The organism is Salinimicrobium sp. WS361 (assembly GCF_050750585.1).
Taxonomy (GTDB): Bacteria; Bacteroidota; Bacteroidia; order Flavobacteriales; family Flavobacteriaceae; genus Salinimicrobium.
Genome location: NZ_JBOJLM010000007.1, coordinates 34,343 through 50,138, shown reverse-complemented (window position 1 = coordinate 50,138; position 15,796 = coordinate 34,343). Strand labels below are relative to the sequence as shown.

At 39.7% G+C, this 15,796-nt stretch carries 7 protein-coding genes; 6 read left to right on the top strand and 1 reads right to left on the bottom strand.

All coding sequences use genetic code 11. The features are described from left to right. Position 1: 1 nt before the first annotated feature. From ACQ93I_RS08695 to ACQ93I_RS08670, 6 genes are all read left to right on the top strand, one after another. Positions 2-1,054 carry an aldose epimerase family protein gene (locus ACQ93I_RS08695; protein ID WP_431698148.1) on the top strand — a complete coding sequence of 351 codons (1,053 nt, stop codon included), beginning with the start codon at positions 2-4 and terminating at the stop codon, positions 1,052-1,054. A 108-nt stretch (positions 1,055-1,162) separates the two neighbouring features. Next, entirely contained in the window at positions 1,163-2,008 is an 846-nt protein-coding gene (locus ACQ93I_RS08690; protein ID WP_431698147.1) for an aldo/keto reductase, read from the top strand. A 744-nt stretch (positions 2,009-2,752) separates the two neighbouring features. Next, a complete protein-coding gene (locus tag ACQ93I_RS08685; RefSeq protein ID WP_431698146.1) occupies positions 2,753-5,920 on the top strand; it encodes a SusC/RagA family TonB-linked outer membrane protein in 3,168 nt (1,055 codons plus the stop codon). Between the two features lie 12 nt (positions 5,921-5,932). Next, on the top strand, positions 5,933-7,570 hold the full coding sequence (locus ACQ93I_RS08680; RefSeq protein WP_431698145.1) for a RagB/SusD family nutrient uptake outer membrane protein: 1,638 nt from the start codon (positions 5,933-5,935) through the stop codon (positions 7,568-7,570). A 30-nt stretch (positions 7,571-7,600) separates the two neighbouring features. Next, positions 7,601-8,965, top strand: coding sequence for a glycan-binding surface protein (locus ACQ93I_RS08675; protein ID WP_431698144.1), 1,365 nt, complete (start codon positions 7,601-7,603; stop codon positions 8,963-8,965). 16 nt (positions 8,966-8,981) lie between these two features. Continuing rightward, complete coding sequence (locus ACQ93I_RS08670) at positions 8,982-11,168, top strand: endo-1,4-beta-xylanase (protein WP_431698143.1); 2,187 nt, start codon at positions 8,982-8,984, stop codon at positions 11,166-11,168. Between the two features lie 294 nt (positions 11,169-11,462). Here the strand turns inward: ACQ93I_RS08670 and ACQ93I_RS08665 are convergent, their stop codons facing one another. Then, positions 11,463-15,521, bottom strand: coding sequence for a hybrid sensor histidine kinase/response regulator transcription factor (locus tag ACQ93I_RS08665; RefSeq protein ID WP_431698142.1), 4,059 nt, complete (start codon positions 15,519-15,521; stop codon positions 11,463-11,465). Between the last annotated feature and the right edge of the window lie 275 nt (positions 15,522-15,796).

Here is a 15,796-nt window from a genome sequence, read left to right as displayed (position 1 = left end):
AATGCATAAGGAAAAATATGGGGTTACTGCACAAGGGGAACGGGTAGACCAGTTTACCCTTCGAAATGAACAGGGAATGGAAGTAAAGATCATTACTTATGGGGGGCGTATTACTTCTTTAAAAGTACCCGATAAAAACGACAATTTTGAAGATGTGGTTTTAAGCTTTGGTTCTCTGGAGCAATATCTTGAAGAAAATCCCTTTTTTGGAGCCCTTATTGGGCGTTATGGTAATCGTATTGCAAAAGGGAAATTCTCCCTTGATGGTCAGGAATATACACTCGCTCAAAACAACGGGGTAAATCATTTACACGGCGGGGACAAAGGATTTGATAAGGTGGTGTGGAAGGTAAAAGAGTCTACAAAACCAAATAGCCTGGTGCTATCCTATATTAGTGAACACATGGAAGAGGGCTACCCGGGTCGGCTGGAGACCGAAGTGACCTATACCCTTACCGAAGATAATTCTTTGGAAGTGGAATATAAAGCCACTACCGACAGGAAAACTATAGTGAACCTTACCCAGCATGCCTATTTCAATTTGTCTGGTGACTTTGCTAACAGCATATTAGATCATCAAGTTCAAGTCAATGCAGATGATTTTGTGCCGGTAGATGAAGATCTCATTCCTACCGGCGAAGTTGCACCTGTGGCAGGAAGTCCTTTTGACTTTAGTAAGACTAAAGCACTTGGGGAAGAAATTAATGCGGCGCATGAGCAATTAAAGCGGGGCAATGGTTACGATCATACATGGGTAATCAACAATCCGGAGAGCGGACTGCGTTTCGCTGCTTCCGCACTTCACCCCGAATCGGGCAGGCTGTTGGAGGTATACACTACCGAGCCAGGGATGCAACTTTACACCGGAAACTTCCTGGACGGCACTTTGCCACTTCAGTATGGTAAAGGATATTATGAAAAGAGGAGTGGTCTTTGTTTTGAAACACAACATTATCCAGATACTCCCAATCAGGAGAATTTCCCTTCAGTAGTACTGGAACCAGGAGAGATCTATTCCAGTAAAACAAGTTTTAGATTTTCAGTAAAAGCATAGGCTGACGTATAGATCTTCAGCTAAAATTTTTGAGAAAGAAGTTTCAGAAAAGAGATCGAAAAATGCCATTTTTGAGTACTATTAATTTTACGGCGTAAAAGAGATACAATGAAGATTGGAAATATAAATGGAACTACCACATTACACAATGGCGTTGCTATGCCGGTTCTTGGACTTGGGGTATATAAAGCCAAAGAAGGCAGGGAAGTCATTGAGTCTATACATCATGCGCTAGACGCCGGGTACAGGCATATAGATACGGCATCTTTTTACGAGAACGAAAGTGGTGTAGGGGAAGCTATTAAAAGTTCGAAAATTCCCCGGGAAGAGATCTTTGTAACCACCAAGGTGTGGAATGATGATCAGGGCTTTGAAGAAACGCTTAAAGCTTTCGATAAATCTCTTGAGAAGTTGGGACTCGAGTATATTGATCTTTATTTGATTCACTGGCCGGTGCCGGGGAAGTATGTCGAAACCTGGAAAGCTCTGGAAAAGCTTTATTCTGAAGGAAAAGTAAAAGCTATAGGAGTGTCAAACTTTCTCGAACATCAATTGAACGACATCCTGGATAGTTGCAGCATAAAGCCCATGGTACTGCAAAATGAATTCCACCCCAGGCTGGTACAGCAGTCATTGCTCGATTTTTGCAAGCGCAACCAGATACAGTATGAAGCCTGGTCTCCTTTAATGAGAGGTGAAGTCTTTAAAAATGTACTATTGCAGGAGCTTGCTGAAAAATATGGAAAGACTGTTGCGCAACTTGTCATAAGATGGGATCTTCAGAAAGGAGTGGTTACCATTCCAAAAAGTGTTCACAAAAATCGCATTTTTGAGAACGCAGATGTTTTTGATTTCGAAATTTCTGAAGAAGATATGCGGCGAATAGATGCCTTAGACCGGGAAGAACGAACAGGAGCACACCCCGATGACTTCATGGACCATTTTCACAACTAATGAAGTTCATCAAGTAAGGGAACTTTTTTTGTCATTCCAGATAACCAAATTTTCCATTATTTGAGATTCATTTATTGCAGAATCTCCTTTATGCGTTTTTAAATGGGTCATTTTTCCACTATTTACTTTTTTTACCTGCATTCTCAGTTATCGTAATCGATTGATTTCAGAAGCCTTACAATCTTAAATTAGCTTTAAGGAAAGATTTCCTGAATTGTTATCACCATAATTTCAAGTCCTGTATAATAAAGCTGCGGATTACTTCTGAAGGCTTGGATTCAGAAGAAATTTTTATTCAGACAGAATACATATCACATTTGATTCAATTTGAGATCCAGGGAAATCTTCAGGATAATTTCCGGTTTAAAAAAGGAAATGCATAGGTGTCAAAAGTGTCATTTTTCATCTACTATTTTTTGATTGGTGATTAAAATTCCGAAGAAATCCTGAAAATTCAGAAGGTGCAAATCCATTTTTTACGGCAGGTAAATATCAAAATCCCCCTATTGTTAATTCCTTCACCTGAAATCCCGTAAATACTGGAAAATGCTTCAAAATTTACATAGGATTGCAACAAAAGTGCTACAACTTTTGGCCTGCGGCAGATACATTTGTTAAGTGTTAACCTTAAATTTTTAACTCAATTTTAATAACTCAATCGATTTCGTGTACGCCTTTAATAAGTGCTTTTTTGAAGTAGAGGCAAGTAACAATTTTCCAGTATTTAAATTAATAAAACAAACAATGACAAATCATTTACTTCGTGAATTACGCTCCAAGATAAGAGGTGTTTCTCTTCTTGTTCTTGTGAGCTTAATCAGTTTCACTGCCAGTGCACAAACTACTACCGTCACCGGTACTGTTACTGATGAAAACGGCCCTATGCCGGGAGTGACTATTCTCTTAAAAGGAACATCAAACGGTGTAGTGACAGATTTTAATGGGGATTACTCCATAAATGATGTGCCTCCAAATGGTATTCTTGTCTACAGTTACGTGGGATTCGTAACTGAAGAAATTCCAGTAAATGGGCAGAATGAGATAAACGTTACTCTTATAGAGGATGTTTCCACCCTAGATGAGGTGGTTGTAGTAGGTTATGGTACCATGAAAAGAAGCGATGTAACTGGCGCCATGGTTTCGGTCTCCAGTGATGCCCTTGAAGAATCCATACCCACAACCGTTGATCAGGTCTTACAGGGGCGTGCTGCCGGGGTGCAGATACAACAAAACAGCGGTGCTCCCGGAGGTAGTTCCTCTATCAGGATTCGGGGAATTAGTTCTATTACCGGCTCTAATGAGCCCATTTTTGTAATTGATGGGGTTATTGTTGACAGTAATACAGGACAGGGTGGACAAAACGCTTTTGCGTCTATTAACCCTTCAGATATTGCTTCTATTGATATCTTAAAAGATGCTTCGGCTACTGCAATTTACGGTTCGAGGGCAGCAAATGGTGTTATTATCATTTCTACCAAGAGAGGACAGGCGGGGGAGATGCGAGTAAATTTTGATAGTTATGTGGGATTCCAGGAAATTCCAAAGCAATTAGATATGCTTAACCTTAGGGAATATGCCATTCATAGAAATACCCGGGCCGATCTCAATATTGTAGAAGATGATGCATTTTTCATTCGTCCCGATCTGCTCGGTGAAGGTACAGACTGGCAGGATGAGATGTTCGACAAAGCCATGATGGAGAGCTATAATCTTTCAGTTTCGGGAGGAAATGAAAAGAATAGCTATTCTATGAGTATTGGGTATTTAGACCAGGAAGGGATAGCTCTGGGTTCGGCGTTTGATCGGTTGAACCTAAGAGGTTTGTTTGATACACAGGTAAAAGATTATCTAAAAACGGGGATCAACTTCGCTTTTAGTAATATAAATCAAACTACCACTTTCTCTGATGAGTCATTGATCCTTACAGCTTTAAAACAGACGCCAAATGTAGCTGTTCGAAATGCTGAAGGAAATTTTGACGGGCCTGTGACAGATGAGTTTACGCAGAACAACCCGGTAGGTTTGGCAAGCATTAGGGAAAATAGAGGTGAAAATGCAAATATCCGCGCGAATACCTATGCTGAAATTCAATTTGTAGCAGGTCTTACCCTTAGAACAGAATATTCTATTGATTATGGGTTTGCAAATGCCTATACCTTCAATCCTTCTTACACTTTTGGAGCCATTATAAATCCCGTTCGGGAAGGTTCGAGAACCAAGGCATTCAGTAAAAACTACAGTTTCCGGAATGTTTTAACCTACGACCGCACTTTTGGAGATCACAGTATAAATGCGATGTTAGGTCAGGAATTCCAGGAGTGGAAGTGGGAGAATCTTTATGGATATCGAACTGGTTATTTGACTAATGGAGCTACAGACCTGGATCTAGGGGATCCTTTAACTGCCAGGAATGCCAATGCAAGTAACAAAAGCGCACTAAGTTCTTATTTTGGTAGAGCTTTTTATTCTTACGATGATAAGTATTTATTGACCGCTACCTTAAGATACGATGGTTCTTCGAAATTTGCTGAAGATAACCGCTGGGGATGGTTCCCCTCTGCCGCACTGGCATGGAAGATATCTAACGAGGAGTTTCTCGTAAATAATTCCTACATAAACAATCTTAAGCTACGCCTTGGGTATGGGGCTGTTGGTAATCAAAGTGCACCTAACTATGCCTACACTTCTATTTATGGAGCATCTGCAACTCCTTTTGGAACCGGACTTTTGGCTGCAAATACAGCTAATCCTGACCTGGAGTGGGAGACAACTTACTCTACAAATGTGGGTGTAGATTTGAATATGTTCAACAATCGTATAGAATTTATCGCTGATGTTTATTACAAGAAGACAGAGAATTTACTGCTTGAGGCTCCCTATCCCGATTATTCGGGAACAACAGGGATAGGTTCTACCGCTCCTCCTATTGTAAACATTGGTTCTCTTGAGAATAAAGGACTTGAACTTACACTTAATACCGTTAACATAGATAAAAATGATTTTGCATGGAGAACTAATTTAGTTTTCACCCTTAACAGAAATGAAGTTTTAGGCCTGGCAACAGAAACAGGTATTCTTAATGAAACACTGCAACAAGGATCTGATATTACTATTGTCACCAGAACTGCAGTAGGTAAACCTATTGGACAATTTTATGGATATAGAGTAATAGGTCGCTTTGAAGATGCTACAGATTTCTACTATAGAAATGATGCTGGGGAAGTAGTTCCTACAGCCTTGCCTCGAAACATGGAAATTGGATTAAACGGTGCGTGGATTGGAGATTACATATTTAAAGATATAAACAACGACGGGGTGATTGACGAGCAGGATCGCGATTATATTGGCAATCCGCATCCAGATTTCACTTTTGGAATTGGTAACTCTTTTAGATATAAAAACTTTGACTTAAATGTTCAACTTTCGGGAGTTTATGGAAATGAAGTAGTGAATTATCAACGGCGCTTTTTGGAAAATCCAAGAGAGAGCACAAACCTACTACAGTCTGCTTTAGGTTATGCACAGTTAGATTTGATTGATCCCAATGGGCCCGAAGATTACCGGAATGTCCAGATAGTAGGAGGAGACCCTCATATGCCAAGAATTGCGGCTTCTTCAACAGCCTCATCTTCCAACTTTAGGTATAGTGACAGGTTTGTGGAAGATGGATCTTACCTAAGGATCCAAAATATCTCCTTTGGATACCGTTTTCCCTCAGATTGGATTGACGGTTTTGGACTGGATAATTTAAAGGTTTATACCAACCTTCAGAACGTATATACTTTCACCGATTATTCCGGTTTCGATCCTGAAATAGGGGCGATCAATCAAAACGCCCTTTTGACGGGAATAGATAACGGGCGCTATCCTTCACCGCGTATTTATACAGTGGGCGTGAATGTCAACTTTTAAAAAAAACATGTTATGAATAAAAATAGTATACTAAAAACGCTTTTTATAGCAGGACTGCTTTTTAGCTCGTATAGCTGTAGCGATGATCTTGATGTAAGGCCGAACGACAGAATAGCGAAAGAGAATTTCTTTAAATCTGAAGAAGACTTTCGGGCAGCAACAGCACCTCTTTATAACAGAGTCTGGTTTTCTTTTAACGACAAATTTTATTTTGGATTGGGAGATGGACGTTCTTATAATTTGTACGCCCCATATTCCGATTATATCTATCCTTTTAGTGATTTGGCAGAGACAGGTTTAACCGGGCCGCTAGTGGAAGCCTGGAGATCCTTTTATATTGTTATTCAGCAATCCAATAATACTATTGCTGCGATAAGTGAAAGTAGTGTTGAAGAAGAAATTAAAAAAGAGTATATCGCTGAAGCACGTTTTATGAGAGGGGTGGCTTATTGGTATCTGGCCTCTTTATGGGGTGATGCCATAATAACTACAAGTCAGGAAGAAATTATCAATAACCCTATAATTCCTAAGAGCCCCAGAAGTGATGTTTTCGAATTTTCCATGAGAGATCTGGAATATGCAGCACTTCATTTGCCTGAACAAGCAGGACAGGCAGGACGGTTAACAAGATATGCAGCATATGGTATGCTATCACGGATCTACCTTTCTTATTCCGGTCTTAGTGAAGGTCCAAATAGCGGTACAAGAAGTCAGGAATACCTGGATCTGGCAAAAATGTCTGCAGCACAAGCTATCAATAAAGGACCATATGCCTTGATGGATGATTATGCCGACTTGTTTAAAGTGGAGAATAACAATAATTCTGAATCCATGTTTGCTCTTCAATGGGTGCCAAATGGAGAATATGGAGTTACTAACCCACATCAGGCTTATTTTGCACTGGGTTCAGAAATCACCGGTGATGATGCTGCGTGGGGATATTTTACAAGAGCTTCTTATGATGTCTTAACTGAATATGAAAAAAATGACAAACGAAGAAAAGCTACCTGGATGGCAGATGGAGATTTTTATCCCGAAATAAGTAAGGCTACAGGCGGTTACCTGGTAGACCATGAAAACACCTATGTAAATGTAAAAAAAGGGGTAGTAGGTTCTACAAAAGACAATCCTGAGACTTCAAGAATGAACTCCGGTTTAAACACCTATATGTTAAGATTAGGGGAGGTGTACCTTAATTATGCTGAAGCAGTTCTTGGGAATAACGCCTCAACAAGCGATGCGACTGCCTTGATGTATGTGAACGCCCTTAGGGAAAGAGCGGGACTTGCACCAAAATCCACACTCACTTTTGAAGATCTGTTACATGAGAGAAGAGTAGAGTTGGCTTTAGAAGGACAGTTTTGGTATGATTTGGTAAGATGGTCGTATTATGAGCAGCAGGAAGTTATTCAGTATATTGATAATCAGGAAAGAGCTGAAATTCTTCCTTTTGTCTATGATGCTGCAACCAACACTATAGAAATTGATGAGACACGTGATGTTGCTACGCGTGCTGTTGGAAATGCCGATGAGGATATCTTTCTTTTACCCTATCCTGAATCTGAAGTAGTGCAGAATCCATTGCTCAGAGATCCTGCGGTGCCTTACGAATTTACTGAAGAGCGTATTACCGATGAACTTTTTAATTAATCCCAATTCAGAAATTTAATACAATACAAAATGATGGAAAATATTATTAGTAAAAGCACAAGGCCCTGGGTCTCTGTTCTGGGAGTTCTTTTCCTGGCATTGCTTTTAACAGCTTGTTCCAGCGATGATGATGCTAATGATGAGCAAATTGTCGTTGACGCAGTATATCTTGAAGATGTCAATTCAACTGTTCCAGACAGGGAGGTAGACTTTGCCCGTGTGGGCCAGCTACTGCGACTTGAAGGCTCTGGATTCCTGGGAGTAAGAAGGGTTTTTATAAATGGTTTTCAAACAGATTTTAATCCCGTGTATGTTTCCGATAACTCTATGCTCATTAGGGTACACCCAGATACTCCTGTAAATGAAGCTGAGGGTGATATTCGTAATACTATAAGGTTGGTAAAAGATAATACCGAGACCACGGTTAATTTTGAAATTAGATTGTCTGCACCAACCATAACCAGTATTTCACATACTTTACCACAGGCGGGAGAAGAGATTACTGTGTATGGAACTGGTTTGTTTGAAGTGAGTAAAGTAGTTTTTCCAGGGGGTGTAGAAGTAACAGAAGGAATTGCCTACGATGAAGAAGATGGAGAGTATTTTACAGTTACAGTTCCTGAAGGTGTATCGCCAGAAGGTGGGTCGATCTATATCGAATCGTCCAATGGTGCAGCTTATTCACCGGCATTTTTCCACGTTGAAAGAGGAGTCATTCTCAATTTTGATGGAAAGGGCGCCATTGGGGAATTTGGAAATACAATTCGTCAGGAGCAGTTAAAATCTGAACCTATAGGTGAAGGGAATGTTTCACAAGGAACTTATCTTCCTATGCGCAATGATACTATTGCAGCTTTCGCTGCCGGTAAAAATCGTGTGGCAGAAGTTTTTACAACCGGAGAGGAAAGCTGGAGATCTCAAATCACCTCTTTTATTCCGGCAACAACTCCACTCGAAGAGGTTGGTTTTCAGTTTGATATCTATGTTCCCGAACCATGGGCAGATGCAGGGTTTATAAAGATCCTTTTGATAAATAACTTCAATGGAGGAGAATGGACCGGTGGTGTCTACAATTATGTTCCATGGATAGTAGATGGAGAAGTAGTACCATTTGAAACTGAAGGATGGAAAACGGTCACTATTCCTTTTACCGAATTCTATATGTTTAGTGATGGCGAAGATTACACCTTTGGAGATGTTCTCGCCTATAGAGAAGCTGCTACATATAAAAACTTTGGAATGTTCTTCGAAAATTCTGCTTTCACTCTCGGTCAGGTGACCGGAGGCGGTAGTGATGTTGAATTTGCTCCTTCTGAAACTTCTGTTCAGGTATACACAGATAACTGGCGCATTGTTTCTTTGGAAACTCCCATTATCACTGATTTTCCTGAATAATTAAAAATTAAACGAGATGAAACAAATAAAAGCAATATCCGTATTTATTCTATGCTCGGTTCTTTTGGCTGGTTGCGAAAGGGAGATCATGGAATGGGAAGAAAGACCTGAAGATCAAAAGGTGACAACAGCAGAATTACCACTGCAGCTCGCCGAGAAGATCGAAAGGTATGCACCGCTAAAAACCTATGCAGATTATGTTGTGGGAGTAGGTTTAGGGATGGATCTATACATGAATGATGAAGTTTACAGAAATATAGTAAACGAAAATTTTGATGAGGTTACTGTAGGTTACGCCATGAAACATGGTGCCATGGTGAATGCACAGGGAGAAATCAATTTTGCCCCTGTTGATGCCTTTATCTCGGCGACAAACGAAGCAGGATTAGATGTCTATGGACATACTCTTGTATGGCATGCAAATCAAAATGCAAGTTATTTAAATAGCTTAATAGCTCCTACAGTGATACCGGGGTCAAGTGGTGCAAACGCACTTGATATTTCCGGCTTGCAGGATGGCAGCTTTACCGGATGGTCAAGAAATAATCCCGGAGACGGAATAACGGTGGTTGAAGGAGAAGGTTTGGGAGACAACGCCAAAGCAATAAAACTTGTCGCAGGTTCAGGTGCTGCAAATCCGTGGGATCTTCAATTGGCAACTCCGCAGGTTCCTGTAGTAGAGGGGCATGAATATGAAGTGTCATTTTATATAAGATCAGATAAACCGGGAAAAGGTCGTGTTTCCTTTAGTGGGTTCGAAAACGGTTACCCATGGAAAGATTGGTATGGTACAGGAGGAGAAGGTGCTGAAGCTTTTGAAACAACTTCCCAGTGGCAGCAGGTAAAGTTTGTGGTTAACGAGTATACAGGTACCAGCTTTGGAATGTCTTTAGACCTAGGTTATATTCCTGGTGTGACTTACTACATTGATGTTGATAGCTTTAATGTTGTGGATCTTGATGCTGAAGCCGAGGTTGTAAATCTAATATCTAACAGTAATTTTGATACTGGCACACTGGATCCATGGACCGGTTATGGAAATGAGTCTACCAGAACCGTCTCTGCAGAAGGGGAAGGTTATGGAAATTCAGGTTACGCAATGGTTCTTACGAATCCTACTGAAGCAGAATTGTATAATGCCCAACAGGTTTATACTTTAGATGAGCCCTTAGAAGAAGGTACAGAGTATACTGTTTCTTTTTATATCAAAGCAAATATTCCTGCAACTATTCAATTCCAACTGCAGAATCCCGATTATGCAGCAGATTACTCAGGTGGAATCCAGGTTGGAACCAATTGGCAGCAAGTGGTGAGAACCATTACGCCTACTACTGCAGATAGGAATAAACTTGTGTTTGATTTCGGTCAAACTGCAACTACCTTTTATATAGACGATGTAGTGCTTACCTCAGGTGAGGTAGCCGCAGGATCTCCGCCGGTGATCATTGAAATGTCCGATGAAGAAAAAGCAGAGGTCATAGGTGGTGCTATGGAGCATTGGATCACAGAAATGGTTACCCGTTATACAGATGAAGTAACCGCCTGGGACGTTGTAAATGAACCCATGAAGGAAGGTGGCTCATTGCGTGATGGTAATGTTACCGATCCTGCAAGTGATGATTTTTACTGGCAAAAATATTTAGGTAAGGATTATGCTGTTACCGCTTTTAAATTGGCGCGTGAACATGCTGAACCTTCAGATGTTTTGTTTATCAATGACTACAACCTCGAGGCCAGTATGGCGAAGTTAGATGGTTTGATAGACTACGTAAACTACATTGAAAGTCAGGGGGCACAAGTTGATGGAATTGGAACCCAAATGCATGTTTCTTTAAATACAAACAGGGAAAATATTGTTGAAATGTTCAAGAAACTTGCAGCAACCGGCAAGCTCATAAAGATTTCGGAACTTGATGTGAGGTTGGGAACTGCAAACCCAACTGTAGATCAAATGGCAGATCAGGCAGAGATGTATGAGTTTATCCTGGATTCATTCCGCGAGCACGTTCCTGCTTCTCAGCAATATGGGGTAACTATCTGGGGTATTTCTGATAACCCGAAAGAACATGAATTCTGGTTACCAGACGAATCTCCTAACCTGTGGAATGGAGATTATGAAAGAAAGCATGCTTATAAAGGAGTGGCCGACGGACTTGCCGGGCGCGATGTGAGTGAAGATTTCACCGGCGAACTGCAGTATTAATTCCTTCTGAAAATAGCGTTTAGAGCATTAAAAAACCGGGTATTTCACCCGGTTTTTTCATTGACCAGGATTAACTAAATTGGTGTTGTATTCTTCTGAAAATCTTTTAATAAAATACCTTTTTTGAAGACTGAGAAAGTAAATAATAACTGTTTATTCAGGAATGGTTAACTTAAAGTAGGGTTTGGAGAGAAAAAGCCTGAAAATGATGTTCAAATGAACTTTATAACTCATAAGCCGGGGTGAAATAAAAATGGTATTCAAAAATGTCATTTTTGAATACCATTTTTAATCTTATTCCCCTTTAATTTCAGTAGGGAGAACACCAAAATGTCCTTTGAAACATTTAGAGAAATAAGAAGGTGATGAAAAACCTACATTATAGCTAATTTCACTAATTGAAGAATTAGCATTTTCCTCGAGCAGTTCTTTGGCTCGTTCCAGGCGTATTTTACGTATGAGTTCATTGGCTGTAAGCCCTGTCAAATTCTTGATTTTTCTATAAAGTTGGCTTCTGCTAAGGTTAAATTCATCGGCGAGTTTCTCTACATTAAGATTGGTTTCCTTAATATTCTCACGAGTGTATTTTATGATCTCAAAAACGAATTGTTGCTCCAAAGAGGTGGAATTGGGTTCAAATTCCGTTTTATTGACATCTTCCATGTATTTCGAAAAGAGCAATGTCCTGTTTTTGATAAGCTGTTTAATTTGAGAACGCATTATTGTCATCTCAAAAGGCTTATTCAGGTAGAGATCGGCACCGGCTTCAAAACCTTCAATCCAATCGTTAGTCATGGCTTTTGCCGTGAGCATAAGTACAGGAATATGGTTTATACGTTCATCTTTTTTAAGGAGGGAGCAGAATTCCATTCCGTCCATAACTGGCATAATAACATCAGTTATAATAACATCAGGAATGTATTTATTTGCTTTTTCGAGCCCTTCCCTTCCATTATTAGCGCTTATCACCTTGTAATCTACTTCTAATTCCTGTTTAAGATAAGTTCTTAACTCTGAATTATCTTCTACTATCAACAAAGTTTTTTTACGTGGATCTTCATCCTTTTCCGGGAATACTTTTTCCGAAGTAATTTCAGAAATCTTATCGGGTTCAGAAATGGCAATTTCGCGCGAATTTTCTTCGGAATAATAATGCTCCTTTTCTAAAGGCAATAGAATTCTAAAGCGTGTGCCGACCCCAAGCTCGCTTTCCACTTCAATTTTTCCGCCGTGTAATTCTACAAAGCTTTTTACCACCTCCAGTCCAATTCCTGTTCCGTTGTAATATTGTTCATTGCGTTCCTTGATTTGATAAAACCGTTGGAATATTTTATCCAACTCATTTGGATGTATGCCTTTACCTGTATCTTCAATGCTTAATTCCAGGGCTTTTATTGGTCTTTCTTTGCTTGCCAGATCAAAATTGTATTGCTCTCTTGTAGATGCCGTTAGTGTAATAATTCCGTTGTTCGGCGTGCTTTTAAAAGCATTGGAAAGTATATTGAACAGGATCTTTTCAAGCTTGCCTCGATCTGCCCAAATTTCAGAACATTGATTTTCAGATTCCAGGGAAAGGACGATATTTCGATGATGTGCTTCTTCCTTGAAATACTCCATACTTTCTTCCATTAGCTCAAGAATATTAAAAGAAGAAATATTAAGTGGAATTTTATTTAACTGCAGTTTTCTAAAGTCCATCAATTCATCAATAAGACGCTTAAGACGAATTGTGTTCTTGTTAACGATGTTAAGCTTTTCTTTTGTCCTTTCTGAAAGAGAGGCGTCTTGTAGCACATCCTGAAGAGGACTTGAAATTAAGGTAAGTGGTGTCCTGAATTCATGAGAGATGTTAGTGAAGAACTGGATCTTCTTATCGTTAAGGGCTTCTTCCTGAAGGTGCCGTGCTCTTTCTTCTTCTATGATGCGCTTGTTTTTAATTCGCGATTCAAGAAAGCGAACCAGAACATAACCTGAGCCTAATAATATTAAGAGATAAACAAAAAGTGCAAGGTGGCTTAACCACCAGGGGCGAAGTATGGTTATGCCAAGAGTTACAGGTTCTCCTTCCCACAAGCCATCGCTGTTGGTCGCCTTTACTTTAAATTTGTAATCTCCTGCAGGAAGATTTGTGTATGTTGCACTTCGTGTGTTACCAACATAGTTCCATGTTTCTTCAAAACCTTCAAGATAATAGGCATACTGAATATTTTCGGGTCTTGTAAAGTCTATAGAAGCAAAATCTATGGTGAATACAGACTGTGAATGCTTTAAAGTTATTTTTTCGGTTTGAGAAATAACTTTCTCCAGGGGAGAGTCTTCCTTTAAAGGAGCAACAGGCTGATTGAAAATTTTAAGATCTGTAACGTATACATGTGCAGGATTGGTGTTTACAACTTCTAATGTTTGAGGATCAAAATAATTTACTCCCTCAAAGGAGCCGAAATATAAAATCCCATTTTTGTCCTTATAGGCGCTGTTACTATTGAAATCATTACTTAGTAATCCATCTAAGATCGTGAAGTTTTCTATAGTTCCCTGATCCATATCCAGCCTCGCCAATCCATTATTTCCGGCTGCCCAAATATCACCACTGTTATCCTGAATTATTGTGGATACAGATACCTTATTGAAGTCATCTTCTGGTTTTAACCAGGAAAACGAATCTTCTTTCATATCATATTTACTGAGCCCCGAACCTTCGGTTCCTATCCATATTCTTTGGGAGGAATCTTCATAAATATCCAGAACCATACTTTTATATGACTGGTTGGAGGCATCTTTATAGAACCTGGGAGACAAAACTTCGAGATCATATTCACCATTGGAAGCCTTTAATCTAAAAAGCCCGGAATTTCCTCCTATCCATATATTATCGCGACTGTCAACGTAAACCCGCCTTACATCACTATAGCTAATGCGCTCCCTTAGAAAAGGCTCTTGATCGTAGATCCTGAATTCTTCGGAATTGGGATCATAGGAGTGAATTCCCCGCGAAAAAGTCCCAATCCATATAGTCCCGTTAGAATCTTCAGAAAAACTAAGGATCCTGTTGGTAGCAATACCACCATTTGTATTTTGAACAGAATAATTTTTAAAAGTATGCTCTCCTTTTTTCAAAAAGTAGATCCCGTAGTCCCAGGTTCCTACCCAAATATTCCCTTTGCTATCCATGAAAAGGGTTTGGACATCGGGGGAATCCAGCCCGTTAGCAATATCATTCCTGTTATTTAATAAATGGGTGAAACTTCCTGAATCTGCATCATAAACGTCTATTCCGCCCCCATCCATTCCAATCCACAATCTGCCTTTATCATCCTTTAAAAGACCGGTTACCGAATTGGATTGTAAGGAATTCTGATTATTGGGTTTACTTTCCAGGTCTGGGAACTTGTCATACAACTTGTCATAAACCCCTATGCCATTATTGTAATAACCCACCCAAATTCGCTCCTGATCATCCTTAAACAAAGACCAGATAGAATTTGACTTTACACCATTTTCGTTGAACTTATTATTTAGATAATGAATTAGAATTTTTCCGGTATGGTCTAATTCGAACATACCATCGTTCTCTGTACCACATAGGATGGTGTTGCGGGGAGTCTCTAAAAGCGAGAGAATTCTCTTGGAAGTAAAAGGGAAGTGCTCAATTTCATATCGGCCGTTTTCATTATCTTCAATTCTGTACAATCCATCCTGCGTAGTACCCAGCCATAGCGTTCCTTTACTGTCAACTTTGGAAGTCTTGATATGAGCCGTAATTTCTTCTTTTCTTGAAGAAGTAATGAATTCAAGGGGAGCCAGGGAATTGGCTTTAGAGTCGTATTCAAAAAGGCCTTTATCTGTACCTATTACTATTCTACCATCAAAGAGGCTAATTGTGTTGATCAAAAAATTCCGGATTTCATCTACACCGGTAATATTGACCTGGGTGGTATTAAAACTGTCCGGATCAATTTTGATCAAACCGTATTGGTGAGTTCCTGCCAGGATCTCCCCGTTATTTAATTCCAGAACTGCGTGTACAGATATGCCTGCACCGCTTTCCTGTCCCGGAAGTGGAATATTAATAAAGTTGTCCAGGTTCCTGTTATAGAGATCCAGGCCGGTTTGGGTTCCAACCCACAACCTGTTCTTTCCATCCACGTAAGTGGTATGAATAAGAGAAATGCTTAGACTGGTACTGTCTTTTTCCTCAAACTGGTAAGAAGAATAATCAAGCCCATTATATTTGTAGAGCCCCAATCCATTGGTAGCCATCCAGATAAATCCTTGCCGATCCTGGGAAATACTTGCTACAGCCCTTTGGGTAGGAATATTCTTTAAGGTTTCAAAATGATATTCCTGAAGCATGTTTTTCTGTCCAAAGACCTGTAAAACAGAGAAACAGAAAATAATGAGCAAAAAGAAAATTTTTCCTGCTCTTTCCAAAGAATTCCTCCCATAGACAGGTAAAGCCAATGAGGAAAAGGCTTTTGAAGGTGTAATCTTAAAAGAAGATCGTTTAGACATTAAAGGTTGTAAAAAATATATTTGAGGCTTATCTATTTCCCGGGCCCTCTTAAGAAGCTGATGCCCAACTCAAAACAAATTCTATTCCAGAATTCTGGTGAAAGTTAAGCGTTTAT